Genomic DNA, 26,645 nt, shown 5'->3' with positions numbered 1-26,645 from the left:
GGGGTGCACTTCAGTGGATGGCTGTGCGGGTTTTTCTTGTTAAGGAATTTAAGATTGTAACTCACAACATAAGCTTCCAGCCAAGCAGAAGCTTATGACTCTGACAGATATTTAGTTTTCAGACCTAAAGGTTTTCCCGAGTTCCTTACCCAGACCAAAGTAATGACGAAAATTATAGATTAGCGGACTCCATTTTAGGGGATCGATATGATTTTCATCAATAATAATTTGTTTGTGGGCATGTACATGAACAGCTTGGGTCTCAATAATGGCAAAGGTAGGCGAATAATCGGGTATTCGAATGCTTTTTACCTTTGCTTCAATTTGTAAGGGGCATTCCATTATTCGTGTGGGTTTAACCGTCATAGATTCTATGGGCGTTAGTCCGCTAGCAGCATATTTGTCTTTTTGATAGGAGCACCCATACGCTTTCTTATATTCAGGGACTGGATTTTTTCCCGTGTAGGGGGCCAGTTGTTCAACGTTCTTCCAGAGCGAAGGCCCGGGAATATTAATAACGCACTCGGGGAGCCGATCTAAATTTTCAATTGCTTTTCCCCCAAGACCAACCCCTAGTACAATACAGTCTCCTAATGCCCAAGATGATGAAATCGGACTAATATTTACTGTTTCATCTTCATTAGATGTATTCAGCAAGATTACAGGTGTTCCATAATATAAAATCTTAGGCTGTATCGTTTCTGCGGTTGAGATCTGCTTGGTGTTATCCATTCTGTTTGTCCTCCTATTTTATACATCCTGCCTAAATTGTATAATATAAATAGTTCCACGATCATCGAAGTATGGATTGCACAATGGAGGTCAAAATGAAAGCACAATCGAACGCAGCTATGATTGCTTCTCTGGTGAGTGAAGCTTCACGCGCGGCAATATTAACTGTCTTACTGGACGGGAGGTTTCATGCAGCAGGTGAGCTGGCATATATGGCGAGAATTACGCCTCAGACAGCAAGTTTTCATTTGGCGAAATTGGTCAATGCTGATGTAATTGCTGTTGAGAAGCAAGGGAGACATCGATACTATGGAATCCGCGATCAGGAGGTTGCCCGGGTCATGGAAACTTTATTATCCATTGCGCCACCGGTTGAAATAAAGTCTTTAAAGCAATCTTCAGAAGACAAGGCGCTGCGTTACGCAAGAACCTGTTATGATCATCTCGCCGGAAGTTTAGGGGTGCAATTAACCGATGCACTGCTTAGAACGGATCTTTTGTGTGAGGAAAAAGAAGGGTTTGCTATTACTGAGAATGGGGAGAAGTTGTTTACAGACCTTCAAATTGACTTAAATATGGTTAAGAAGAAGCGTCGCGCTTTTACCCACAAATGCCTGGATTGGAGTGAAAGACGTCATCACCTTGCCGGAGCATTAGGAAATGCTTTGCTTGAGAGGTTTTTAGAGCTGAAATGGGTCCGGCGTCTACCTGAAACACGCGCTATACAAATTACTGCTGACGGTGAAAAAGGCTTCAAAGAAGTATTTTCGCTGGATATAAAATCACTGTGATAAAAAGGTAATGATCGAGGACACCGATATTGGTGTCCTCTTTTCGTCATTAGAGCGATACGGTGAAGGGTACTATAAATAACGGCAAGTTATAAAAAAACATACTACAGTGCGGATTAATCACGGCTCCAGCGAATATTAACGATCGATTACCATAGCATAGAGTCATCGTTTAATACTAGACCCTGTTGCGCTCCATCCAAGCCGTTGCCCAGTCTACCAAGGGACGCTGTTCCAGGAACCGGACATCGGCATTCCCGACTTTATGAAGCTTCACCTTTTGTTCGTTATCATAGATCTGCCCCAACCGCACAAAATCCTCATCATCCACGGTCTGAGTCCTGTAAGTTACCCATTCGCGCTTGCCGTTTACCATCATGGCGCTGCTCTCCTCGGAAAACTTCTTGCCGGGGAAATCCGCCCGTGTTTCTGCCAGGTGCAGTGAAGTGTTTTTGTCGTAGCCCACGCCAACCAAAAGCACGTGACCCTGCAGCTGATACAGCTTATCCAGCGGGGACCCTTCTCCAAAAATATTGCTCAAATCATGATTTTCCGTTAAAAACGACGCATATTTGCCCACTGCCGCTACAGAGCGTGCCGGATGGTCAGACCTTTTGGCTCCCGGCCATTTGCGGAACATTTCGGCTACGGCACCCATGCCAATAGCCGGGGTTACCTCTTTGTCATAGGCGGGCCAGTGTTCTCTGATGGCAGGCCACCACTCCACGGGCTCCTCCCAGTGTACACCCGTGGAAGGGTCGAGATTTTTCCACGTTTGGGACGGCATCATCAAAGTTCCTTCTGCTCCGACGATTTCAAGAAGGGAGCGGATGAACGTTTCGGCTCCGCCAATAACAAAACCAAGCTTGCTTAATGAAGTATGGACCATAACGGTATGACCTTCCATGAGTCCGCAGTCTTTGAACTGCTTAGTGAGGTCTTCTTTGGTGAGGAGAGCTCTTGTTTCCTTTGTAGTCATAAACGGATTCGCCGCCTTTTCAGTGTACTAATAACAAAAAAATAACCTGGCTACAACAAGTAGCGGGGTTGTCTCTAGCAATGCTAGCGAAGCAGTGCCCTTAATTTCTATTACTTTCATCATTATACACATTTCCAATATGTGGTACAATTGCTGGCGGATAAAATTGAATTTATTTACATGAAAGGTTGAATCCTGCCAATGAACAACGAAAAGCCTGCCTGCTTAGCAAAAGTAAAAACGATCTTTCTATACCCATTACTGCTACTCCTTATCCTTGCCCTTGCCGCCTGCAGGGATTCCGGCGAAGGGAAGGCATCGGACAAACCGCTGCAGCCGGCCAGAGCAACTATTGTTGCGGCCCAGGCATCCGGCACCATTTATCTGTACGGTGAAGCGCATGGCGTAGCTGAGATTTTGGACAAGGAATTTGAATTATGGTCTCAGTACTATCATAACGAGGGCATGAGGCATTTGTTCGTCGAGCTGTCCTATTTTACCGCCGAATATCTAAACGTCTGGATGCAGTCGGACAATGACGATATTCTGGATGAGATCTATGAGGACTGGATGGGAACGCTTGATTATAATCCGGATACCAAGAATTTCTACAAACAAATAAAAAGCGAGTGTCCAGAGACGATTTTTCACGGCACAGACGTTGGACATCAGTATGATTCTACCGGAAGCCGTTTCTTGGCTTATCTTGAGGCTAACGGTTTGACAGGATCGAAGGAGCACATTTTAACAAAAGGCTCCATCCAGCAAGGCCGGCGTTATAACTATAGACATGATAACGAATACCGGGAAAACAAGATGACCGAAAACTTTATCCGTGAATTCGATATACTGGGGAATGAGAGTATAATGGGCATTTATGGATCGGCACACACCGTACTTGATGGAATCGCCTATGGTACAAAATCACTCCCTTGTATGGCCAATCAATTACGGGCACGCTATGGCGAGAAGATTATTTCTGAGAACCTGGATGATTGATAGAGATACGAACGGTACCTTGTTTGGCAGAACGCAACATTGTTTAGTATAAAGAAAGACAGCCAAACAAGGAGGTAGCTTATGGACGATCTGTGGATGGCATTCGTTTATCCCGGCAGCTTCTTATGTCTGCTCGGTGTTGTGCTGATGATCATTGGTTACAAACGGCGGAGAACCGGAGGGCGTACTGGTCTGGAAGGCGTAGCTGCCAAGCCTGGTCCGCCTGTACCCGGAGGCCCAGAAACAGCATCTTTTCAGCAGGAGGCCAAGTATTTCCTCATAGGAGGCATCCTTTTGGGAATCGGCGTGCTTCTGCTTGCTGCGATTGGCTTCACGTCCCTTTTTGACTAATATAAATCTGTTTCACCGTTAGTTAAAAGGATCATACTCCACATCTTCTAATGGGGGGATGGTCCTTAATTTAGTTAGAGGCAAGCGCGGAGCTTGAAGGCTGAATTTATGGGGAGGGCTGCACGGAAATTGTGCGGCTCTCTTTTCTTGATATAACAGGTGATTATCTGTTTTTTTGAATTCACATACCATAGACTGTCTGTTTATTAATAGGTATATCTGTCATATATAATGTGAAATTATGTCGAATTTAGTTGAAAAAAAGTGCAGGAATATTCACGTGAACGCTATACGGACGCTTGGCTTCCTGTATAATTTACGCATGAAGCAGATAGTTAAGGATACCGTTACCGAATGACATCAAATCCCTCACGAAAGAGAGTAATGACTATGAAATCCATCGCCTGGGTAACCGACAGCACGAGCACCATTGATTCTGAATTCGCCGAGAATAACCATGTTTATATTATTCCTCTGCGTCTAATTGTTAATAATGAATGTTACAAAGAAAATATAGATATCAGCGCTGATCAATTCTATGAAAAAATGCGTAAGAGCGACAAGGCAGGCAGCTCCCAGCCGCCGATTGGTGAATTTGTGGAGCTATACGAGCGCCTGAAGGAAGAGTATGACGAAATTATTGCGATTCATTGCTCCTCCGAGCTCAGCGGGACTTTCCATACCTCTATGCAGGCTGCAGACATTGCCGGCGTTAATGTAGTCGGCATCGATTCAAGAGTCGGTGCATATCCGATCCGTGAGATGATCCGCCGCGGTGTGCACTGGCAGCGGGCAGGCTGCTCTGCGCTTGAGATCAGGGACAGAATTGAAGATATTATCAAAGAGATGTCTTTCTATCTGATCCCGGCCAGCCTGAGCCAGCTGCACCGCAGCGGCCGGCTTTCCGGCTCTCAGCTGCTGCTGGGCCAGCTGATGCGTATTCATCTGCTGCTGAAATTCGATGCAGGCAAAATTGTCGTGGTGGACAAAATCCGCACGTTCAGGAAGACGAAGCAAGTCTTGCTGGAAACCCTCAGTAAGGATATCCGGCAGATCCAGGATATTTGTATTATGCATGCGAATAATCTTGAAGAGGCGCTAAGCCTGGAAGCGGCCATTAAGGAAATGTCACCTTCTATCGGTACCGAAATCATGACCTTTGTACCCGTTGTAGGCGTACACATGGGCGAGGGAACGCTTGCGCTGTCATGGATTAACAGCACAGCCGTTAACAGCATCACGGCTCCGGATAAAGAGCTGGAGCCTGCTCTCTAAGCCTAAGAGCAATATGTTTTCAAATAAACCAGCATTTCCGTGAGGAACGGGAATGCTGGTTTATATTTTGTGTGAAGTTAAGTAGATAAACCGCATAATACGTTAGGATATCCTGCAGACTTGTCAGGCAGACTAATTAATTCCCGATGGTGAGGGTAATTGAATTAGGAAAAATCAGACACACGCATGGACAAGGAGGATGCATACTATGTTTTATCACATCAAGGAACTCCAGTACCGGGCAAAGCCTGAGAGACCTGATCCGGTGTACGCCCGTAAACTTCAGGAGGTACTGGGCGGGCAATACGGTGAAATGTCAGTTATGATGCAGTACCTGTTCCAGGGCTTTAACTGCCGGGCAGAACAGAAATACCGTGATATGCTGCTGGACATCGGAACAGAGGAAATCGGCCATGTCGAGATGCTGTGCACAATGATCGCCCAGCTGCTGGACGGCGCTCCGGCTGCCGAGCTGGACGCTGCTGCCCAGGACCCTTTGCTCGCAGCTGTGCTTGGCGGAACCAATCCGCAGCATTTAATCGTTTCCGGCATGGGTGCAGCTCCGACCGACAGTAACGGTTACCCTTGGAACAGTAAATATATTATCTCCAGCGGCAATTTGCTGGCAGATTTCCGGGCCAATCTTAATGCGGAGTCCCAAGGACTAGTCCAGGTAGTGCGGCTGTATGAACAGACGACAGACCCTGGCATCCGCGATATGCTCTCTTTTATGATCTCCCGCGACATTCTGCACCAGAACCAGTGGAAGGCGGCTATCGCTGAAATTGAGCAAATGGAGGGCATCATTGCCCCGGCCTCCTTCCCGCGTGAGCTGACGGTGGAGCCGGCGACCCGCCAGTTCCTTAACCTCTCCGAAGGCGAGGAGAGCAGTGAGGGCAGCTGGGCCAGCGGTCCGCTGCCGGATGGAACCGGCCATTTCGAATATGTCTCGAAGCCGGTGCCGCAGGGCGGTGCGCCAACTCTGGCTCAGCCGGCGGATCATCAGCATTCCACATTGGGCTCGGGGCCCTACATCGTCAATAAGGGAATGGAGAGCCTGTAAAAGGGATCTCACAGAAGGACCGTACTCCGCATCTTCGGATGAGGGAGGCGGTTCTTCTTTTTTCGGAAATGATCTATCAAAGGGTTTTTGGCAATTGTTCACGAATATGAATGCATATACCAGTAATTTCTATAAGAAGTAAATGAATTGGAGGAATGTTCATGGTATGGCCAATGCATATTGTTGCCGTTAGCGGAATTGTGGAGAATGAAGAGGGGCAAATCCTTTTGGTGAAGACTTATCGTGGAGGCTGGGTGTGCCCGGGTGGACAGGTGGAGATCGGTGAGAACCTATTGGATGCTCTGATTAGGGAGATCAATGAGGAAAGCGGAATCGACGTTATCGTCTCGCAGCTATATGGAGTAGTCTCCAACACAGGCGTTCATAAATGGTATGACGGCGTGACAACTGTACCAACGAAAGTGATGCTGGACTTTATCTGTAAGCCTGTTGGCGGACAACTGCGTACCTCTGACGAGACATCAGACTGCCGCTGGGTTGCCAAGGATCAGGTACTTGAGATGATTACAGCCCCCGCAATCCGCGCGCGATATCAGGCCTACTTAGATTTTGACGGGAAAACGCGGTACATGGACTATGTGACTAAACCTGAATTTGAAGTGAAGTTAAGCAGAACCATCTAATTCGTCAAATGAGGGGTAGCGTATGGGATCAATCTTTAAAACCGAAGCAGGCGAAAAAGAATACTATCTTTGTTACGAAAAAAGCTTAGAGTGCTTTGAGTTAGAAGGAACGTCATATTATATAACGACGACATCCGGAGATACATATGTGACTCGTTTTGGTGATCCGGGTAAGGAGCCGCTGCTTCTTCTGCATGGAATGACAATGAGCAGTACGATGTGGTTTCCCAACATACAGCATTTGGTGCAGGAGCGGTGCGTATATGCGGTTGACGTTATGGGTGATTTCGGTAAAAGTAAACCAGCCCTTGCAATAAAAAACCGGCAGGCTGCCAACCAGTGGCTGCTTGAAGTTGTGGACGCTCTGCAATGCAGCAGGGCAGACTTGGCAGGCCATTCGATGGGCGGGTTTTTAGCCTTGAATTTTGCGCTGGCTTACCCGAAGCGAGTGTCAAAGCTGCTGCTGTATGCTCCTGCCGGAGCGTTTCATAGAGTGAGCCTTAAGTTTTTTGCGAAAATCTATCCTGCGTTGTTGTTTCACACCGAAAAGCGGATTGACCAGGCCTTTTTATGGTTCTCCGGCAAGGGAGAGCCGCTGCCCCCTGTATTTCGCGCTCAGGTTCTATCGGGATACAGCCATGGCAAGCCGCTTCTTCAGTTGATGCCCTCAGTTTTTGAACAAAAAGAATTTATTGATTATCACATTCCCACTCTGCTCCTAATAGGGGATAAAGAGGTAATCTACCCGGCCGGGAAGGCAATGGCGAACGCTAAAAGTCTGATTCCTGGTCTTGAGGCTCATTTGATTGCCGGGGCAAGCCATTCCTTGACGATGGAGCACGCCGGTGCTGTGAACGAACTAACCGTCCGTTTTTTGCAAAGGAAACCAATAGATATGGCGTAAGGATGTGGACTCGGCATCCTGCATCATAAATTCTAATGTATCCGGGTTGTCATGAAGCTGCTGGAAGGGTAATAAAAGGAAAAGAGCTTTTGAATGAACCGGTTGTGCTTTATAAGCAGTCCAGGGAAACGGAGGGACCAATATGGCGGTACAGACAGTTGCAGGCATTAGTTCAGTACAGGCGCTTACAGCTTACGGCGGCACACAGAGTGATGTCGGTTCCTTGGAGAAGCGGCGGGACCGGCTGATGATGGAGCTGGAAAAGCTGAATGCGGCGCAGGATGGCGGAGTAGCGTCTTCCAGCCGCCGTGAGCAGCTGCAGCGGCAGATCCGGGTGCTCGAAGCGCAGCTCGCACAAAAGGTCGGGAGTACCGCTTCTGCTGATGTGGTATCCCTTTTTCCCCAGAGCCAGGCTCCGCTTTCACGCACGGATTGGAAGGGTGGCCTCAGAGGCATCGGCATGACGGATCCGAGGACGGCAACGTTAGACTCGCAGGGCCACTTTGACGCTTTTATCTAATATCGGAAAACGAAAAGAAGGTGCAGATGGGCCCAGTGTAGCTGGCCTTTTGCACCTTCAATTGTTTAATGCCCGTGAAGCTCGCTCTCTTCCACTTTTCGCAGGGATTTTGCGTATACCATCCCTACAGCAACGGCAAAGCAGGTCAGAACAGCTGCGAAAATATAAAGCTTGACGATACCGAACGTCTCGGCCGCCCAAGCCATCCCGAGCAGCGAGATGCAGAAGAACAGGTGAAGCACAGTCGCCTGGGCAGACAATACCTTGGGCAGCTGTGTGCTGTCCACGCTGTGCTGGACAAGTGTCCGGCGGGTTACGATGCTCAGCTCGGCAAAGGGCCCCATCACGAGGACGAGCGCAAGCGCAAGGATGAGATTGGTATTGACCGCATACAGGAAGGTAAGCAACCCATAGCCAGTCATTCCGATCAGCATATAACGCAGCAGACTGCTGCCGATTCTGCGCACTGCTGAGAGGACCACGAATCCTCCGCCGATGGTTCCGGCGAAATAGGCAGCATTAATGAAGCCCCACCATTCCTCGCCCTGTCCCAGTGCCTGCTGTACAAAAATCAGGGTAAACGCACCAACCCAGACCGAACCCCCGAGCATATCGATAGCATCAATAGCGGTAAGCGCCCTCAGGCTTGGCGTGCGCCAGATGATCTTCCAGCCTTCAGACAGCACAGCACGTGTAGAGGGAAGGGAAGTATCTGATTCAGCATGAACTGCCGAACCGGCGTCTGCCGGACTTGCCGTCTGCGGTTCTTTGACCTGCAGGGTCAGCAGGGCGGCCAGAGCATAGATGACCGCTGTCAGCAGCAGGGTATAGGAGGTGCCGATCCAGACGATGATCAGGCCGCTCAGCCCCCAGCCGGCAAACTGTACGATCTGATCACTGACCGACAGCAGACCGTTGGCCCGGAGCAGCCCTTCACGGGAGGCCGTGAGCCGTGGTACAAGCGCATTGCGCGCCGGAACGGTCCACCCGTCCAGAAAGGACATGGCGAAGATCAGAACGAACACGATGGCCAGGGAAGCACTGCTGCCCTGGGTGCCAAGGTACACCGCCATTGCGGCAAAGAACAGGAATTGGCCGGATTGTGACAGTAAAAGCAGGCGGGACAGCCTGAACCGTTCAATCAGCAGCGGCGCAAGCAGGCCGCTCAGCATTTGTGAAAGGGAACGGAAGAGGGGAACCAGTGTCGCCGAGATCAGGCTGCCGGTATGATCCAGCACCAGCACGGTTAAAGCCATAATGTACAGGACATCGGCCGCATTTGCTGCGGATTGTGTCCCCCATAAAAAGTAAAAAGATCTGCTGAGGCGTGTTCTAGTCATAACAATCTCCATGATTCAGGATGTGATTTGGTATAATTAAGTAAATGCTGCCGCAATGCCTGCAATAATCTTCATATAATAGGACTGCTCATGCGGAACAAAGCTGCCGGTCCCGACTTCCTCATCAATCGTCATGCGGCTGTCTCCTTCGACACGGAAGCCGCGGATCCGGATGGAAGAGAGCTTGCCCTCCCACAGGCTGCGGAAATCAGCAAAGCTGGCGGTAACTAGCCCTGCTACTTCCTCGGGCTGCAAATGAAAAGCCTCCAGCGGCAAGGAGGTTTCGTGCAGGAAGACATTGGCCCGTTCGCGGTCCAGAAAGCCCGCTGAATCCATGGTATATGGAATAATGCCCAGCGGATGCAGGGCGGTAAAAGGGACAGTGATTCCCAGCTCCTCCTCGAGCTCCCGCAGTCCATCCTCGGTTGTTTCATGGGAGAGCAGATGCCCGGCTGCCGTAATATCCAGCAGACCGGCGTAATCGCGTTTCTGACGGCTGCGTAGCTGGAGCCAGATAGACATGCCCGCACCGGGGTCACGGCTGACCAGCCAGCAGTGAAAGGTTTCATGCCACAGCCCCAGCCGGTGCACATCACCTCGGGGAGCCGTTCCGGTAATATTTCCGTGTTCATCAAACGTAGTCAGTAATTCGTCGTTCATGTGCCGTACTCCTTTGGATCATTTTTACAACCTGATGTTCATCGGCTTAATATAGCACAGCCTTTGTCAGACAGGCAATGCTTAGCCGGAGGGATGCAGCGATGTACACGGATAGCTACCTGAAATTCTGTCACAACAAATCAGGGAGGTATGAAAATGAATACATTTATGAGTTCACGCTTAGGGAAGCTGATTATTGCAGCAGCTATTATGTGTACAGCCTTTTTTACCGGAAGCGGTTCGGCTCTTGTTCATGCGGATTCTCCGGTTACTTCAACAGCTATATACAAAGCCTATCTGGATGTGAAAATTGTAGCTGAGGCCGAAAAAAACGGGCTAACCCGCACTGTAGCAGACTATCTGGCCCTGCCGGCAAACCCGCTGGATGTGAAAGCGGCCGTAATCAATGCCTTATATTCGGACCTGGCCTGGTCGGACAGGGAGCATGCTGAGGAATACGCGCAGCTGGTGTACGGTAAATCAACTGCATCACTGGATATGTCCGCTCTGAACGCACAGGAAATGTTCGTGATTGGCTACCTGAAGGTGCTGGATCACTACATGGAACCGGATATTACCTGGATTACTGCAGCTCAGAAGGCATTGCCAGACAGCCAGACGGTTGCCCTGATCCAGGCGCTTGCGGCCGCACAGCAGAATATGGACTGCAGCTGGATTATTACGGAACAGGTGCTTAATAATACGAAGCTAACCAAAGACATACGGCCGGAAGCAGTGGATATAATCACTGACTATATGGCGTTGTATAAGGGCAGTCCGTGCCAATCTGACGGAGAGGGGACAACCAGGAGTGCCCTCACGGATGCGATCCTGGAGGATGGGGTTGTGCTTACGGTTGGAGACTCTGTTGTACTGGCGAGAAACCGGCTTACCCGGGTCGATGAGGACAATTATAAGGTTGAGCCCTATATCCGTAACGGACGGACGATGGTGCCGCTGAAGTTCATCTCTGCAAATTTTGGTGCCAATATAGCGGTCGACCTCAAAAAGCTGGAAGCGACAGTATTATATATGAATAGGAAGACCGTTATTCCTAACGCTGAAATCTTGAATGGCCGGACCTTTGTTCCGTTAAGAGCGGCAGTGGAGGCTTTGAACAAGCAGGTCTATTACGATAAAGGCCTGATCATCATTACCGATAAAATTATAATCAATCCGAAGGATAAGCTGAACACAGAGGCAGTGGAGCAAATAAGAAATGTACTGAAGCTGCAGTAGGGATAACTTAAATCAAGGAGGGCGACATGCATCTGGTAAAAATGCAACGGGGGACGTTTGAAGCGTTCAGCGATGAAAGGCTGGGCTGGGCCTGTATGGAACCGGTGTTTATGCTTATACGCGGCAAACGCCCTGAAATCAAGGCTGAGGTAATCGGGCAGCTGAGCCGGGCACAGAAAGCACTTTGTATGTTCCGGGTGTTCTATGATCACGGACATAAATCTGAAGCAGAGTACTATACCTGGCTGTCCCATATGCTGGATATGCCCGGCTATTGGGACGGGGTCCAGGAAGCGTTGTCTTTCTTCGGGGATTCAGAAATGATGCAGCTTCTGCAGGATACCAAAGATATGCTGGAGCTGCGAAATAACCGGCTGGGACGGAGATGGAGTGAGGCTGCCTTCAAAGATCTGGAGCAGGACACCGGGCTGGCAGGAGAAATTACAGTTTATTATGACCGGATTCAGAGCGTGTCAGTGAAGAGTCTAGCTGCGATCGCAGCTTACATCCGCGCTTATCCTGAACAGTTTGTGGAGCTGACGGCCTAAATCATAGCCTGTAAAAAACCAAACACCCGCATGCCAGAGGCATGCGGGTGTAAGTGTATGTGAGAAAGCTCCTTCATCCGGAGGAATGAAGCGATATTATCTGGCCAGCCATCCGCCGTCAACAGCCAGGATATGGCCGTTCAGGTAGTCGGAAGCAGCGGAAGCCAGGAATACTGCAGGACCTTTAACGTCTTCAGCAGTTCCCCAACGGCCTGCAGGGATACGCTCAAGGATGGAATCGGAACGGTTCTGGTCCGCACGGATTGGTGCAGTGTTTTCAGTAGCCATGTATCCAGGAGCAATAGCGTTAACGTTCAGGCCGTATTGTGCCCATTCGTTAGCGAAAGCTTTGGTCAAGCCGGCAACAGCATGCTTGCTTGCTGTGTAGCCTGGAACGTTGATACCGCCCTGGTAGGACAGCATGGAGCAGATGTTGATGATTTTACCGGTTCCTCTTTCCAGGAAGTGACGGCCGGCGATCTGGGACAGCAGGAATACAGTGTTCTGGTTGAGGTTGATTACATCGAACCAGTCTTTTTCACTGTGGTCCTTGGCTGGAGTACGGCGGATCATGCCTGCGCAGTTAACGAGGATGTCCACTTTGCCGGTCAGTTCCAGCGCCTGGTCGAATGCAGCCTGCAGCTTGGTGTGGTCGCTCAGGTCAGCGGCGATGCTCAGGGCTTTTACGCCGAACGCTTGGGCTGCTGCTACAGTTTCATCACTGTCGTTAAGGGAGATGGATACAACGTCTGCACCTGCTTCGGCAAAAGCCAGGGCGATCCCTTGGCCCAGACCTTGTGCTGCTCCGGTTACGATTGCTGTTTTGCCTGCAAGGCTGAATAATGATGACATAATATAATTCGCTCCTTTAATAGGTTAATATGAATGTTTTGTGTTCGGCAGCTTAGCCGACTTCAATGCTGATGCCTGCCTTGCGGAATTGCTCCGCCGTTTCAGGGGACAGGCCGCTGTCTGTAAGCAGCACATCGACTTCCTGCAATGAAGCGAAGGTGCGCAGCGCAGTCTGTCCGAACTTGTGGTGGTCACAGGCCGCAAATACTTTGCGCGCTGTGGATACAAGCGCCTGCTTGAAATCAATTAAATCACCGGTGTAGATAGACAGTCCGTGCTCGATATGCACGGCTGTAGCCGACAGGAATGCTTTTTGTATATTTAGCTTTTGCACGTAGGCGACGGCTTCGGGACCGGCCAGCATATTGCGGACCCGGTACCCTCCGGGAACGACCAGACGGATGTTGTCTTTTGGAACCAGCTCGCTGATGATGTACACATCATTGGTAACCACTGTCAGAGACATGTTGTCCAGCCGCCGGGCAATCTCCAGCGTCGTGCTTCCGCCGTCCAGTGCAATGATGTCATCCTGTCTGATGTGGGAAATGGCACGCAGCGCAATCTCCGTTTTCTCGTCTGAATATTTATCCAGCGGGTTCTTTACGGGGAGGATGCCGAACTGATCGCTTTGGGCGAGTACGGCTCCGCCGTGCACCCGCACAATCAATCCCTGCTCCTCAAGCTTGCTAAGATCCTCACGGATTGTTTTTCCGCTGACCTGCAGCTTGTCGCTGAGCTCATTTACCGTTACATCCTTCTGGTTCAGCATAACTTCCATAATCATCTCGTGTCGCCGTATCGGGTTCATCCGCCTGCCTCGTCTTTCCGTAGTTGGTTTTCTTCTATTTTAATTCTTTCATGCCTACGGGGTCCATATCATCGTAACGTTTGTTGTCACCGGCCATACTCCAGATGAAGGTATAGTTGTGTGTTCCTACACCGCTGTGAATCGACCAGCTTGGGGAAATGACAGCCTGCTCATTGTGCATAACGATGTGGCGGGTTTCAGTCGGCTCGCCCATCAGGTGGAACACAATGGAATCATCCGGAAGATCGAAGTAGAAGTAAGCTTCCATCCGGCGCGGATGAGTATGGGAAGGCATTGTATTCCACATGCTGCCCGGCTTCAGCTGAGTCATACCCATTACAAGCTGAGCGCTCTGTACGCCATTAGTATGGATGAAACGGTGAATGGTGCGTTCGTTGGAATTTTCCAGACCGCCGAGTGCGCCGGATTCGGATTCTGCAAGTGTAGTCTTGGTAGTAGGGTAGGACTGGTGTGCCGGAGCAGAGTTCAGATAGAACTTGGCAGGCTTGGCACTGTCTGCGCTTTTGAATACAACATCCTTAGCGCCTTGTCCGACATAGAGACATTCTTTGAAATCAATTTCGTATTCAGTGCCGTCTACAACGATAGAGCCCTTGCCTCCGACATTGATAACACCCAGCTCGCGGCGCTCCAGGAAGTAAGTTACCCCAAGCTCCTTCAGGTCCGTTGTCAGTACAACATCTTCGTTTACCGGATTAGCTCCGCCCACGATCATGCGGTCTTCATGAGTCAGGACAAGCTTCAGCTCATCCGGAGCAAAAATAACCGGGATGTGGAACTCCTTGCGCAGGCGCTCTGTGTCAAACTGCTTCACTTCATTCGGATGCGATGCAAAACGTCTTTCCATTACGTATTCAATCCCCTTCGCTGACGTATTTTCGTTCGTATAGGTACAATTTAATCCATTTACGTTCATTTGGCAAGAGATAATCTTTTTTAGTCTGTTTATTTTAGTTTATTTGTTGTTTTTTGTGATTGCTATATGAACGGAAAGCGTGCACAATAGGATGGAAATAATACCCTGGGAGGGGAAAATGATGACGGCTAAGCTACACTATAAACTAGATAATCCCTATGCACAGAGACAACGGGAGATCATTCAAAAGGTGGCACTTGAGGCACAGGCGCTGCCGCTGCTGGACAGCGGCCTCTGGTTTCACGATGACGTCCGCAATAACTTCTATTATGCTTCCTATCTGTTCGCGGCTGCTGTAGACGATTCAATGCTTCCGGAAGCAGAGCGGGAGCAGGCCCGGCAGAAAGCGGAGGCGGTGCTGCTGGAAACCGTGCTGCTGCAGAACCGGCAGCCGGGAACCCGCCTGTACGGCCACTGGCCGCTTGGCCTGAATCCGCTGCCGCGCGAAGCCGCGCCGCATGAGCTGCCGGTAGAAATTATGGGCAGCCTGCTGGTCTGGTTCTGCAGGCATTATAACGGTCAACTGAGTGCTGCCCTTAGGGTAGCCTTACATACGGCAACCGGGCATATTTACCGCAGCGGCTTTTTCCGTAAAGAGGTGGTGCATTACGGGCACCACGAAGCCAAATATACAGCCGCCAAGCTGATCTTCGGCCAGCTGTTTGGCGATGAGGAGCTGCGTGCAGACGGCGTGGCCAGTCTGGAGCGGACACTCAGCCATATCCGGGCAAAAGGGATGCCGGAGTATGGCAGTCTGCCGTGGTTCTGGCACTGGGTGCAGGCGTTCACCTGCGCCTGGGAGCTGGAGGCAGACAGCGGAGTCCGGGCATTGCTTGGAGCGATGCTGGACTACCTCTGGCAGGTGCGGAGTGACTTCTATTTGCGCGGTGCCTGGGCCGGCGCACATTCCCGCGGCTGGCCGCATGATGTGCCCGCTGACCGTAACGTGCTGCATGATTATGTGCAATTCGGCGATTTCCCGCTAAGCGGGAGTATGCCGCGTACAGAATATGCAGGGTTTCTATTCTACGAGGCTACGGCACAGGCCCGGGAAGCAGCGTTAAACCGCCGGGAACCTGTAGAGATGAAGAAGCTTACGCAAAAAGTAAATCCCGGCGAATCTAAGGAGCAGCCATTGCTCCATTCATACGCTTATATTACAGACGCGTATGCGGCAGGCGGCCTGTGGGAGCGGGTAGAAGAATTTGATAATGAGCAGCTCCGCTGGGCTTATTCACTGCCGGTCGATGGGGAAGGGAAAGTCAACCGGCTGTATTTCTTCCATCCGGGCGAAGGCTACCGGGCAGGCGATCCCCGCCACCAGAGTCCTTATATGGAGGTGCTGTTCCATAAGGGGACGGTGCTGTCCTTGTTCCCTGTGCCGGAAGGGGAAGAGAACACGGTTGTCGGCGTGCTGCCGATGGGAGAATGGCTGGAGCAGGAACAGGCGCTTTACGGCCTGGTCCGGGGGATTTATTTTGCTGTCTGGCTGTCCCGGGCATATCAGCTGACCAGCAGGGAGGATTACTTGGAAGTAACGGCGGCAGGAATGCCGGGTGGCGTAGCGATTGAAGCCTTAGCGGCAGCCGAGGCAGCGGAAAAAGGCATCAGCAGCCTGGCGGAGTTTGCCGCTGCTCTGTCAGCTCGTAAGCCGGTGTTCACGGCAGGATCTGTACTCTCGGTAGAATACACTACCCTTAGTAGTGATCTGCTCCGGCTTGAAGCAGGTACAGATAAAGGGCCGGCAGCTTTAATTAACGGCAAACCTGTAAGCTTGGAAGAATATAAGGTATAGTTATAGCAGCTGCTTATTATTTGATAACGCGCCCTACAAATGCTATCCTTTTCGGGAGTATAATCTTACATTACTGTTTCGTTCCGGAGCAATTCCATTCAGATTCGGAGGAATCCAGGTGACTGCCAGACTACAGAAAGTGCCGGGCGGCTTCACAGCAACGTTTGATCGCCATTACAAGCATACAGCAGATGAAGTCTGGGCTTACCTGACGGATAATGAGCTGCTGTCCAAGTGGTTTCCTGAGCTTAGGTCCGGTGAGCTGTGCATTGGCGGCAGCATGACGTTTGATATAGGAGACGGGACGTATGAGGTGATGGGCATCTCGGATTACGCCCTGCCGCTGTGCTGGAGTATGCCTGGGGTGAGGATAAGGTCAGATTTGAGCTTGAAGCAGGGCCGGGAGAAAGCAGTCTTCGGCTAATCGAGACGATAAGAACAATTACGGACCACACTCCCAGGGATCTGGCCGGCTGGCATGTCTGTCTGGATGTTATAGAAGCGCTGCTGGAGGGAAAAGGGTTCGGCAACCGCATGCATGCGTGGGAAGAGCAGTATAAGGTGTATACCGCACTGGTTGAGCGGATGCGGAATAGCTGAATAGAGGATCATATGAAGCTGCCCGGCAGGGCAGCTTTTTGCATGCTCAGATACCTATCGTTTCCCTCTACAATTAAGACACGAAAGAAAAACCGAATACATTCACATATATGTAATAAATTTACTTAAAAGCATCTGTACAATCCTGAAAAAGGATTTATAGTGGAAGTTAGGTTGACTCCTGCGGAAAAACACCCTTCGCAGTAATCTGCAGTTATCCGGGCAAGGAGGGATGCGATGAACGATAATTAACTGTTGTTTCGTAAAACAGCAAGAATGACATGGAATGCTACAGCTGCAGTTGCTACTGAAAAAATAAAAAAATAATCTGGAGGTAAATGTTAACGTGAAAATAAAAAAGAGATTTTCTTTCACTGCATGTATTGCGCTTTCTGCTGTAATCGCTTTTGGCGGCTTGCAATGGGGTATACCGTCAGTACATGCGGCAAACGTCTTCAGTGATGATTTTGAGTCCGGCAGCGCCGGCAATTGGACCAGCACGACAGGTATCTGGTCAGTAGTTAAGGACGGCAGCTCTTATGTATATTATCAATCCGGCAGTTCAGAAGGCCGCACCTCGGCAGGCAGCGGCTCCTGGACCGACTACAGCGTCAAGGCTGATGTTAAAATCGATAATTTTAACGGCACAAACCGTACGTATGTGTGCGGCCGTTACAAGGACGGCAACAATTACTATGCAGCTTCCATCTCCAATTCGAACGGGGGAACACTGGAAATCCGCAAAAAGTTCGGCGGCGAAAGCACTACACTCGCTACGAAGACCGGCTTCTCAATCACGACAGGGACAGTGTACAATATCCGGCTGGAACTAGCGGGAGATTCGATCAGCATGTACGTGAATAATGTGCTGCAACTAAATGCACACGATAACAATTTAACCTCCGGCGGAGTTGGATTGATTGCCTACAAGACGGCTGCCAAATTTGATAATGTAATTGTAAGCGATACCACTGCAACTCCTACATCCACGCCAACCGCTACAACGGCACCAACCAGCAGTCCTACAGCAGCGCCTACAGCAGCGCCTACAGCAGCGCCTACACCGACGGCAACTCCTTCAGCAACAGCGACAACAGCGCCTACTCCTGCGCCTACCGCTGTCCCGACAGCAACTCCTGTTTCCGGCGCGCTTTATGTCGCGGCTAACGGTGCTGCAGGCAATGCCGGTACGATTGGAAGCCCGACTACGCTGCAATCTGCATTGACCCGGGTTGCTGCAGGCGGAACGATCTACCTGCGCGGCGGCACTTATGCCTTCTCTTCACCAGTGACGATCGAGCGGGACAACAGCGGCACCGCCAGCGCGCACAAGACCATCGTTGCCTATGGAAGTGAAAAGCCGGTTTTTGATTTCTCCGCTCAAGCCTTTGCATCCTCGGAACGCGGCTTGCAGATCTTTGGGCATTACTGGCACGTAAAAGGGATTGAAGTCAAGGGAGCCGGAGACAACGGGATCTTTATAGGCGGCAACTATAACATTATCGAAAATGTAGAGACGCATCATAACCGGGATTCGGGCCTGCAAATCAGCCGTTATGCCTCATCTGCCTCCAGTATGAGCGAATGGCCAAGCTACAATCAGATTATCGGCGTATACTCCCATGACAATTTTGACCCGGATAACGGAGAGGATGCTGACGGGTTTGCCGCCAAGCTGACGATTGGCCCCGGAAACGTGTTTGATAAATGTATAGCAGCCTGGAACACCGATGACGGATGGGACCTGTACACCAAGACGGATACCGGCCCGATCGGTGCAGTCACCATTAAGAACAGCATTGCTTACAAGAACGGCCAAACCTCCAACGGCAATTCAACCTCAAACAGTGACGGCAACGGCTTTAAGCTGGGCGGTGAATCCATATCCGTAAATCATATTGTAACGAACAGCATGGCCTTCCAGAACAAAAAGCACGGCTTCACCTATAACAGCAACCCCGGCTCCATCAAAATGACCAACAATACATCATGGAGCAACGGCGGAAGCAACTTTGCTTTTGATGCTGGTACCCATGTATTTACGAATAACCTGAGCTTTGCGGGATCATCGAGCGACAAGACAAGCGGAACGGATGTTTCCAGCACTAACGTCTGGTGGAAGAATAACGCCAGCACCAATGCCAAGGGTCTTGTGGCTAGCAGTGCTGATTTCGTAAGCCTGACTCCTTCAGTTAGCCGGAATGCTGACGGCTCTTTCAGCCTCGGCAATTTCCTGAAGCTGGCCTCAGGCAGCGATCTGATTGGTTCCGGTACACCAGCCGGCACTAACATCGGCGCCACTATTCAATAGTTTATTGTACTTAGAGGAACCGGGCTGCCGTCCGGTTCCTTTTTGCTGCAAAGCGGGTTGCTGCCAGGAGAGTACATGTTATAATATTCAGGAGCATTCATTATAGCTGCTGAACAGTTGCTAAAAGGAATCCCAGGAATGGCTTAATGGAGGTAAAGCGTGGCAAAAGCGAAAGTGGCCAAACGGCCGACAAGAGATGAGTTTGTGCTGGAGGAGCTCGGAAACCAGCTGACAGAAGCAATGCAGGAGGAGTCAGTGATCGTGCTGACCGTATGGGGAAAAGAAGAAGAGGTGCGCGGGCAGATTACCGGCATGGACTCCCGGACCGGCAAGGTGCATGTCAGCTTTAACGGGGAACTGCACAAGGTTCCGTTTATGGATATTATGGCAGTGAATTATCCGCGCGATTAGCCGGGCAAGACAACTTGACCGGATGACGATTTCAATAACTGAACCCTTGGAAAACCAAGGGTTTTTGTTATTGTCCGGCAGTCCGTCAGCGCTTTAGATACCAGTCTGCCGCGTTCTGATACAGCACTTTACCGGCGAGCTTTTCCCCGAGTGTCTCGCAGATCAGCTCAAGATCCGCAGGGTGGTAGGGGCGGCGCGCTCTTGTGGACGGCAGATCGGTACCGAACATTAACGCATCCGGATTGACAGCGGGGATCGATAATGTGCAGATGAGCGTCAAATACAGTACGCATGTAATCTCCTTTCCTGAGACGGCGAATAGACAGAGTCTGGTTTTATTATAGACTGTGAACGCAACATGTTATAATAGCTTTTATACATATTCAGCAGGTTACTAATCTATAAAATGATACTGCGCAGAAAAGGGTGGGGAACATGCAGACCGGCAAAACCAACGCGCTGCGGATGCTGGATGCCAAGGGCATCCGCTATAAGCTGCATCTTTATGACAATGAGGACGGGGCTATTCACGGGACCGCAGTGGCCGAGAAGATCGGTCTTGATCCGGATACGGTCTTTAAGACCCTGGTGGCACACAACGGACCCAATCTGTATGTGTTCGTCATTCCGGTAGGCGGGGAGCTGGATCTGAAGAAGGCGGCCAAGGCTGCAGGAGAGAAGAAGATTGAGATGCTTCCTGTGAAGGATCTGCTGAAGTGGACCGGGTACATCCGGGGCGGCTGCTCGCCGGTCGGGATGAAGAAGCTGTATCCGACCTTTATTGAGGAAAGCGCGGAGCTGTACGATACAATTGCAGTCAGTGCCGGCAAAATCGGCATGCAGATGGAGCTGGATCCACAGGAGCTGGCCGGCATGACCGATTCCGTATTTTACGATCTGGTCAAATAGGCTGCAGGGCAAAAAAAGCAGTGGCGCGGGGAAATTCCTTCGGCCACTGCTTTTTATTTGGTCCGCTACCGGAGCCGCATGTCCGGGGTGGATTCCGGCCAGGCTGTCTATAACCTCGCCGCCAGAAGGCCAAGGTATTCCTTCAGCGCCACTCCGGTAGATTCCATCGATCCGGGTGAAGGGAACAGCTTGGAGAGGGAGAAGGAACCCATGCGGCTGATCCTATAATCGCTCGGGTAAGCCTGCGGGGATAAGCCGGCGCTGCGGAATTCCTCCATGCCGCGCGCAATATGGAAGGCGGAGGTGACCAGCACCGGGCGGCTGAGCGCGTACTCCTTCATCAGCGCTGCGGTAAATTCAGCGTTCTGCTCGGTGTTGAGCGACTTGTTCTCGGTCAGGATATCCTCTGCCGGAATGCCAAGTCCAATCAGCTGGCGCTTCGCAATGTCAGCTTCGTTGCCGCTGTCGGCGAACACCTGGCCGCCGGTGAACAGCAGCGGCAGGCCGGTTTCCCTGTACAGCCGGGCTGCGGTCAGCAGCCGGTTAGCAGCGGGCCCATACAGATTGCCATCACCGTCAATATCCGGCGTTCCGCTTGTGGCCCCGCCGCCGAGGATGACGATCACATCGCCGTCGATCCGGGTTGGCGGACTGTATTTACGTTCCAGGCTGCCCATCAGCAGATTGGACATCAGCGGTGTCATAGACAGGTAGAGCAGAGAGGTAACAATCAGCAGAGTGACGGCCGGACGGCGGTTTTTGCGCCAGATCCAGAGTGCAGCCGCAGTCAGCAGCAGGACGAACAGGCCCGGCGGCAGGATGAAGCTGTAGAGGAATTTAATGAAATAGATCAGGAAGATGACCGCCTTTCCTTTTTGGTACAAGTATACAAGCTGCAGCGGGATTGTGCCATGCTCCTGCAAGATGAGGGGACGGCCGGTTGCCTTCAGCCCGCTTAAAAAACTGCGGTTTTCCATTAAAAAGCTGCATCTGCCGCACCGGGCTTATGTGGTACAGTAGTGGTGGGGCAATCCCGGTAACGGCAGCATGATGTCATATCCACGGAGGAATAAGCATGAACAGAAGCATACGTGTTGTACTGGCTGATGATGAGCCGGTTATTCTGCGCGGGCTCAAAAAGTTGATCGCCTGGGAGTCGCTGGGCCTTGAAATCGTCGGAGAAGCCTGCGACGGGATTGAGCTGAAGACGCTGATTGACAGCGCTGCTCCCGATCTGATTATCAGTGACATTAGCATGCCGGGTTATTCAGGCATTGATATTATACGCGGAATTCATGAATCAGGCCGCTCCATCAAGGTGGTGTTCATCAGCGCCTATCAGGAGTTCGCCTATGCACGGCAGGCACTACAGTACGGTGCAGTGGACTATCTGCTTAAACCGGTCAATACCGGCCAGCTGGAGCAGGCGGCAGGCAAGGCAGTCGCGCTGATCCGCCAGGAGTCGGAAGAGGAGCGGAACAAGGAGAGGCTGAAATCCTATGAACGCAAAAAGGTCTCCGGCACGATTGAGGAGCTGCTTGAACAGCTGACGGACGGCAACAAGGGGGCTGCAGTCACGCTGGCCCGGCTGGGGAATACGGCCATTACCCGCTTTGCTACCATTTGTGCAGTGGAGATCGATGAATACAGCGGCGGCTCGTCCCGCTGGGAGGAGCATGAACGCAAGCTGGTGGAATTCGCGCTCAGCAATATTATCAAGGAGACGGTCGAAAGCAGTGGCAGCGGATACGTATTCCGCAAGGGAGAACGGCTGTGTATACTCCTGCAGCACGAGCAGCCGGACGAGCCGCGTTCGCTGATAGATGATCTGCACCAGAAGATCAACAGCTATCTGAAGCTGCAGGTGACTATCGGCGTCGGCAAGCCGGGAGGCGGATTGGAGGAGGCCGATGATTCATACCGCAGCGCTTTGAAAGCGCTAAGATCGAAATATTTTTGCGGCCTCAACCGGGTTATTGAAGACGATGGTGCACCTGGTGCACTGTCTTCCCTGACCTCGCCGGCCCCCCTGGCGGATACGCAGCTGTCGCTGATAGAAGCGCTGAAGATGCTGGAGAAGGAGACTGCCTCTGTCCGGTGCAAAGAGCTGCTTGACCAGGTGGAGCAGCTCTCGGGCGGCAGCCCCGCCCAGGCGGTATCGCACATCTACAATACGGTGCTCCAGCTGGAGCAGGAGCTGGCCGAATACAGTGTAGATGCTGCCGCGCAGCAGGGTCCAAGTCCGGCGCTGCTGGAGCAGTTTACGGCAGCCCCGACTTATGCTGCCCTGGGTGCTGCTTTCTGCAGCGCGGTAGAGGAGCTGTTCAGCCAGCTGGCCGGCAGGTTGAGCGGTAAAGAGATGCCTCAGCTGCTGCAGGTGAAAGCCTATGTGGAGGAGCATTATGCCGAGAATATTACGCTGGAATCCATGGCTGCGCTGCTGTACATGAACCCGTATTATTTCAGCAGCTTTTTCAAGAAGCATACCGGCCAGAACTTCAAGCACTACTTAACGGAGGTAAGGCTGAACCATGCCCGCCGGCTGCTGCTCCAGAGCAGCCTGATGATCTATGAAATCGCCGAACAGGTCGGCTACAACAATGCCCGTCACTTCAGCGACATGTTCAAGAAGAAATTCGGCAGGCTGCCGCAGGAATATAAGCAGTCCTTGAAGCCTTGAAGGCATGATATTAGAGTTTGAGGGGGAGTATGTGTGCTGAACAGGGGGCGGAGCAGCAGTGTTTTTATCAAATTTTCGGCATCCTTTCTGCTGGTCGGGCTGATTCCGCTGCTGGCGCTCAGCTTTTTTTCCGTTAAGACCTTTTCCGGTTATGTGGAGCGCTATACGGCCAGCAATCTGCAGCAGATGGTGCTGTATATGGGCTATAATCTGAATTCGGCGTTTAACCAGTACAATGAAATCTCCAAGCTGATGTACACCGGCCGTTACGACGGATACATCGACAGCTACAGCCGCAACCAGACGGCGAATGTCAATGAGCTGGGGCAGATTAATGCCATCCCGATTGACAGCTTTCTAAAAACGCTGCTGTTCAGCGATTCCTATATTACCGGTGTGCAGTTTGTAAGGAATGCCGACGGCAAGGTATACTCGCAGCAGAAGGAGAACCGCTCGCTGGTGACGGACGACTTCGCCCGGCCGGAGTGGCTGGCGGCCATGGCTAAAGATCCGGCCAAGGCAGCGGTATTTCCGGCCCATACGGATGATTATTTTTTTGATTCACACAAAACCGTGTTCACCATCGGCCGGACCCTGATCGATACCTCGGGCAGAGTGACCCGGGAGCCCAAGGTGGTTGGGACCCTTTTCCTTGACATCGACACCTCGCTGTTCCAGCAGTTTATCGGGGAACTCAGCCTCGGCGCCAGGGATGAGCTATACCTGCTGGACGGGCAGGGCAGAGTGTATTTCAGTAATCAGGATGTGGCTCCGGGGGCTATCATACAGCCCGTGCTGGATGATGAGGAGCGGATTACACTCAGCCAGGAGATTCCTTTTCTGGACGGGCAGATTATCGCCGCAATCCACCGCGGCAGTCTGTTCGAGCAGCTGCTGTCGGCAAGGATGACCGTGTACATTGCCATCGCAATCTGCGCAGTGGTGATGATAGTGATGGGGGCGTGGTTTTCCCGCCGTCTGGCTGCACCAATCCGGGAGCTGATCAGGCAAATGACGGTGGTGGAGTCAGGCAACCTTGATACACAGCTGACCGTGAACAGCAACGATGAGATGGGCCGGCTGGCCCATGGGTTTAACCGGATGGTGGAACGCCTCAGGATTCATATCGACGAAGCCTATGTGGCCCAGATCAAGCAGAAGCAGACCGAGCTGAACGCGCTCAAAAGCCAGATCCGGCCGCATTATCTCTACAACACCCTGGAAGTTATCCGCATGAATGCGGTAGACAAGGAGGCCGGGGAAGTGGCGGATATGATTCTGGCCCTCTCGGATCAGCTGAAGTATGTGATTGATTACGGGGAGGACAGGGTCAGCCTCGGCAGCGAGCTTATGCATCTGCATAATTATTTCTACATTATTTCCGTCCGGTATGAAAACCGGTATACACTTCAGCAGGAGATTCCCCAGGATATTGATATGGACTGGCCGGTGCTGAAGCTGTCGCTGCAGCCTGTGGTCGAGAATGCTGTACAGCATGGTCTGCGCCAAAAAGGGAAGGGGACGATCGGCATCACGGTTGAGCGCAGGGAGCAGGTGCTGGCTGTCACCATTTATGATGACGGCATCGGCATGAGCCGGGAGACGCTGGCACAGCTTCACAGGAATCTGGAAGACCCCGCTGCCCCAAGCAAAAATGTTGGGCTGAAGAATGTCCATGAACGCATCCGATCTACCTTCGGGGAGGAGTATGGCCTTGCCGTCAGCAGCCGGGAGCATATCGGAACTTCCGTTACCCTGCTGTTTCCTGTTATTGCGCAACAATCGTAGTCTAATGTAAGGGAGCGCGAGCGGTGTATGTACAAGATTAGCAAAAAACAAACGGCAGCGGGTATCCTCACCATCGCGATCCTTGCTTCCTGCAGTGCTGGCGGCTCCGGAGATGAGGGCGGAGGAAAGGTAGAACCTCTACGGTCCGTCACCTTTTCCATTGCCTATGCTGCAGGGGATATGGCGACGACCCAGGCGCTAAAGGCGGTTATTGCCGCCTATATGCAGGCGAATCCCAATGTTACGATCAATGACATCAGCGAAATTTCCTCCAGCGCCTATCTGGACTGGCTGAAAATAAAGGATGCCGTCGGCGAGTTTCCCGATCTGCTGGAGATGCGTGATACAGAGGCCTTCGCCGCTGCAGGCAAAATCGCCCCGCTCCCGCAGGAGCTGGTGGAGCTTCTGGACCATCCTGTACAGGTGTACGGACAAGTGTGGAACGCTCCGCTCTATGAAACCCCGCCGCAGGGCATCATTTATAGCAAAAAGGCCTATGCGGCAGCCGGCATTACCAGTCTGCCGCAAACCTATGATGAGTTTCTGGCTGTGCAGGAGAAGCTGAAGGCCTCCGGCATTACACCGCTGGTGGCCGGGGGGAAGGACCTGTTTCACCTGGGCTTCTGGATCAACAAATTTCTGATCGACAATGTGTATGCCCTGGATCCGGATTGGAACGCACACAGAACGGCCGGCGAGGTCAGCTTTACCGATACCAATGTGATTCAGGCTGTAAGCGACTTCAAGCAGCTGTTCACCCGGTATGTTGATCCGGGCTGGCAGAATATCGGCGATAACCAGACCGTATCCTTCCTTGTCTCAGGTAAAGCGGCCCAGCTCTACTCGGGGCCGTGGATGTTCTCGCCGATTTCGGCCGCGGATCCGGCTTTTGAATTCGGCTTCTATGCGGTGCCGGACCGCTCCGGGCAGGTGAAGGTGACCGGCCTTCCTTCGCTCGCCGGCTGGTCCTACTCGGCGGAAGCCGCCGGTGATCCGGTGAAGTCTGCGGCGATCAAGGACTTCCTGCACTTTTTCTTCAGTCCTGAGCAGTACGGCACCTTTCTGGCCGCCATTAACGGAATTCCGGCCACCATAGTTAAACCGGTCTATCCGGTCAGTGAGCCGATGGAGGAGGCTCTGCGTATTCTTGACGACCCGCAGACTGTGAAATCAAGGATGATCAACAACTGGTGGGGCGGCAATACCATTCCGCAGCAGTTCCGCAACTGGTACTATAAGCTGCTGGAGGAGCTCGTTGTCAGCAATGGCGATGTAAGCAGCGCAATGAAAGAAGCGGACCGGGAATACGACCGGCAGGCGCGGGAAGAGGGCTTGAAGGAATAGCAGATATTCAGCTGAATAACGCACACGCGAGGGAGATCTGCGGATCTGCCTCTTTTTTTACCATAGAGATCTATTAAAATTACCGCATACGGAGCTTAAAAAACTGCATTCAACCCTGGAGAGCGGAGTGCTATCCTGTAAACACAAGGAAACGCTTTCTAAGAT

General features: G+C 51.6%; 26 protein-coding genes and 1 pseudogene. 18 read left to right on the top strand and 9 right to left on the bottom strand.

Annotated elements, in window-relative coordinates:
• Window positions 1-111: 111 nt before the first annotated feature.
• On the bottom strand, window positions 112-732 hold the full coding sequence (locus AWJ19_RS01780; RefSeq protein ID WP_068721011.1) for a flavin reductase family protein: 621 nt from the start codon (window positions 730-732) through the stop codon (window positions 112-114).
• Between the two features lie 95 nt (window positions 733-827).
• Between AWJ19_RS01780 and AWJ19_RS01775 the strand changes: the two genes are divergently transcribed.
• Window positions 828-1,523, top strand: a complete 696-nt coding sequence (locus tag AWJ19_RS01775) for a helix-turn-helix domain-containing protein (RefSeq protein WP_068721009.1) — start codon at window positions 828-830, stop codon at window positions 1,521-1,523.
• Between the two features lie 178 nt (window positions 1,524-1,701).
• Here the strand turns inward: AWJ19_RS01775 and AWJ19_RS01770 are convergent, their stop codons facing one another.
• Window positions 1,702-2,502 (bottom strand): AAC(3) family N-acetyltransferase, encoded by an 801-nt coding sequence (locus tag AWJ19_RS01770; RefSeq protein ID WP_068721007.1) that lies wholly within the window; start codon window positions 2,500-2,502, stop codon window positions 1,702-1,704.
• Between the two features lie 201 nt (window positions 2,503-2,703).
• Here AWJ19_RS01770 and AWJ19_RS01765 point away from each other — a divergent pair, with 201 nt between their 5' ends.
• The 7 genes from AWJ19_RS01765 (at window position 2,704) to AWJ19_RS01735 (ending at window position 8,258) form a co-directional block, all read left to right on the top strand.
• Entirely contained in the window at window positions 2,704-3,501 is a 798-nt protein-coding gene (locus tag AWJ19_RS01765) for a hypothetical protein (RefSeq protein ID WP_068721005.1), read from the top strand.
• An 81-nt stretch (window positions 3,502-3,582) separates the two neighbouring features.
• Window positions 3,583-3,852: a hypothetical protein gene (locus AWJ19_RS01760; RefSeq protein WP_068721003.1), complete on the top strand. Its 270-nt coding sequence runs from the start codon at window positions 3,583-3,585 to the stop codon at window positions 3,850-3,852.
• Between the two features lie 390 nt (window positions 3,853-4,242).
• Complete coding sequence (locus AWJ19_RS01755) at window positions 4,243-5,127, top strand: DegV family protein (protein WP_068721001.1); 885 nt, start codon at window positions 4,243-4,245, stop codon at window positions 5,125-5,127.
• Between the two features lie 208 nt (window positions 5,128-5,335).
• Window positions 5,336-6,190 (top strand): manganese catalase family protein, encoded by an 855-nt coding sequence (locus tag AWJ19_RS01750; RefSeq protein WP_068720999.1) that lies wholly within the window; start codon window positions 5,336-5,338, stop codon window positions 6,188-6,190.
• A gap of 161 nt (window positions 6,191-6,351) precedes the next feature.
• Entirely contained in the window at window positions 6,352-6,834 is a 483-nt protein-coding gene (locus AWJ19_RS01745) for an NUDIX hydrolase (RefSeq protein WP_068720997.1), read from the top strand.
• 22 nt (window positions 6,835-6,856) lie between these two features.
• Window positions 6,857-7,738: an alpha/beta hydrolase gene (locus AWJ19_RS01740; protein WP_068720995.1), complete on the top strand. Its 882-nt coding sequence runs from the start codon at window positions 6,857-6,859 to the stop codon at window positions 7,736-7,738.
• Between the two features lie 142 nt (window positions 7,739-7,880).
• A complete protein-coding gene (locus AWJ19_RS01735; RefSeq protein ID WP_068720993.1) occupies window positions 7,881-8,258 on the top strand; it encodes a hypothetical protein in 378 nt (125 codons plus the stop codon).
• Window positions 8,259-8,323: 65 nt separating this feature from the next.
• Here the strand turns inward: AWJ19_RS01735 and AWJ19_RS01730 are convergent, their stop codons facing one another.
• Window positions 8,324-9,598, bottom strand: coding sequence for an MFS transporter (locus AWJ19_RS01730; protein ID WP_068720991.1), 1,275 nt, complete (start codon window positions 9,596-9,598; stop codon window positions 8,324-8,326).
• Between the two features lie 36 nt (window positions 9,599-9,634).
• Window positions 9,635-10,258, bottom strand: coding sequence for an NUDIX domain-containing protein (locus AWJ19_RS01725; RefSeq protein ID WP_068720989.1), 624 nt, complete (start codon window positions 10,256-10,258; stop codon window positions 9,635-9,637).
• A 156-nt stretch (window positions 10,259-10,414) separates the two neighbouring features.
• On the opposite strand from AWJ19_RS01725, the gene AWJ19_RS01720 reads away from it, so the two are divergent.
• A complete protein-coding gene (locus AWJ19_RS01720; RefSeq protein ID WP_068720987.1) occupies window positions 10,415-11,497 on the top strand; it encodes a stalk domain-containing protein in 1,083 nt (360 codons plus the stop codon).
• Window positions 11,498-11,523: 26 nt separating this feature from the next.
• Window positions 11,524-12,045, top strand: coding sequence for a hypothetical protein (locus AWJ19_RS01715; protein ID WP_068720984.1), 522 nt, complete (start codon window positions 11,524-11,526; stop codon window positions 12,043-12,045).
• 96 nt (window positions 12,046-12,141) lie between these two features.
• Here the strand turns inward: AWJ19_RS01715 and kduD are convergent, their stop codons facing one another.
• From kduD to kduI, 3 genes are read right to left on the bottom strand one after another with little or no spacing between them, the layout of a single operon-like run.
• Window positions 12,142-12,897, bottom strand: coding sequence for a 2-dehydro-3-deoxy-D-gluconate 5-dehydrogenase KduD (gene kduD / locus AWJ19_RS01710; protein WP_068720982.1), 756 nt, complete (start codon window positions 12,895-12,897; stop codon window positions 12,142-12,144).
• A 52-nt stretch (window positions 12,898-12,949) separates the two neighbouring features.
• Window positions 12,950-13,705 carry a DeoR/GlpR family DNA-binding transcription regulator gene (locus AWJ19_RS01705; protein ID WP_068720980.1) on the bottom strand — a complete coding sequence of 252 codons (756 nt, stop codon included), beginning with the start codon at window positions 13,703-13,705 and terminating at the stop codon, window positions 12,950-12,952.
• A gap of 34 nt (window positions 13,706-13,739) precedes the next feature.
• A complete protein-coding gene (kduI, locus tag AWJ19_RS01700; protein ID WP_068720979.1) occupies window positions 13,740-14,573 on the bottom strand; it encodes a 5-dehydro-4-deoxy-D-glucuronate isomerase in 834 nt (277 codons plus the stop codon).
• Window positions 14,574-14,763: 190 nt separating this feature from the next.
• Between kduI and AWJ19_RS01695 the strand changes: the two genes are divergently transcribed.
• The 4 genes and pseudogenes from AWJ19_RS01695 to AWJ19_RS01680 all read left to right on the top strand — a co-directional run bounded on the left by AWJ19_RS01695 (window position 14,764) and on the right by AWJ19_RS01680 (window position 19,759).
• On the top strand, window positions 14,764-16,437 hold the full coding sequence (locus AWJ19_RS01695) for a hypothetical protein (protein WP_068720977.1): 1,674 nt from the start codon (window positions 14,764-14,766) through the stop codon (window positions 16,435-16,437).
• A gap of 118 nt (window positions 16,438-16,555) precedes the next feature.
• Window positions 16,556-16,861 (top strand): hypothetical protein, encoded by a 306-nt coding sequence (locus tag AWJ19_RS36190; protein WP_241781561.1) that lies wholly within the window; start codon window positions 16,556-16,558, stop codon window positions 16,859-16,861.
• Window positions 16,862-18,178: 1,317 nt separating this feature from the next.
• Window positions 18,179-19,348 (top strand): annotated as a pseudogene (locus tag AWJ19_RS34525) (right-handed parallel beta-helix repeat-containing protein); the annotation flags it as partial.
• A gap of 159 nt (window positions 19,349-19,507) precedes the next feature.
• The gene (locus AWJ19_RS01680) at window positions 19,508-19,759 is read left to right on the top strand and encodes a YolD-like family protein (protein ID WP_068720975.1); all 252 of its coding nucleotides are present in this window, start codon (window positions 19,508-19,510) and stop codon (window positions 19,757-19,759) included.
• Window positions 19,760-19,844: 85 nt separating this feature from the next.
• On the opposite strand, the gene AWJ19_RS33775 is transcribed toward AWJ19_RS01680, so the two are convergent.
• Window positions 19,845-19,988 (bottom strand): hypothetical protein, encoded by a 144-nt coding sequence (locus tag AWJ19_RS33775; protein ID WP_198536447.1) that lies wholly within the window; start codon window positions 19,986-19,988, stop codon window positions 19,845-19,847.
• A gap of 206 nt (window positions 19,989-20,194) precedes the next feature.
• Here AWJ19_RS33775 and ybaK point away from each other — a divergent pair, with 206 nt between their 5' ends.
• On the top strand, window positions 20,195-20,668 hold the full coding sequence (ybaK, locus tag AWJ19_RS01675) for a Cys-tRNA(Pro) deacylase (RefSeq protein WP_068720973.1): 474 nt from the start codon (window positions 20,195-20,197) through the stop codon (window positions 20,666-20,668).
• 107 nt (window positions 20,669-20,775) lie between these two features.
• On the opposite strand, the gene AWJ19_RS01670 is transcribed toward ybaK, so the two are convergent.
• The gene (locus AWJ19_RS01670; RefSeq protein ID WP_068721023.1) at window positions 20,776-21,522 is read right to left on the bottom strand and encodes a YdcF family protein; all 747 of its coding nucleotides are present in this window, start codon (window positions 21,520-21,522) and stop codon (window positions 20,776-20,778) included.
• 221 nt (window positions 21,523-21,743) lie between these two features.
• Between AWJ19_RS01670 and AWJ19_RS01665 the strand changes: the two genes are divergently transcribed.
• Genes AWJ19_RS01665 through AWJ19_RS01655 form a run of 3 tightly spaced genes read left to right on the top strand, consistent with a single transcriptional unit; the run spans window position 21,744 to window position 26,480 of the window.
• Window positions 21,744-23,348, top strand: a complete 1,605-nt coding sequence (locus AWJ19_RS01665) for a response regulator (RefSeq protein ID WP_068720971.1) — start codon at window positions 21,744-21,746, stop codon at window positions 23,346-23,348.
• Between the two features lie 33 nt (window positions 23,349-23,381).
• Window positions 23,382-25,136: a sensor histidine kinase gene (locus AWJ19_RS01660; protein WP_082707643.1), complete on the top strand. Its 1,755-nt coding sequence runs from the start codon at window positions 23,382-23,384 to the stop codon at window positions 25,134-25,136.
• A 27-nt stretch (window positions 25,137-25,163) separates the two neighbouring features.
• Window positions 25,164-26,480, top strand: a complete 1,317-nt coding sequence (locus AWJ19_RS01655; RefSeq protein ID WP_068720969.1) for an extracellular solute-binding protein — start codon at window positions 25,164-25,166, stop codon at window positions 26,478-26,480.
• Window positions 26,481-26,645 lie beyond the last annotated feature (165 nt).

Source organism: Paenibacillus sp. DMB5, assembly GCF_001517085.1.
Lineage (GTDB): Bacteria > Bacillota > Bacilli > Paenibacillales > Paenibacillaceae > Paenibacillus_AQ.
Note: the sequence above shows the minus strand (reverse complement) of the source record. Positions and strands in the feature narration are given on the sequence as shown.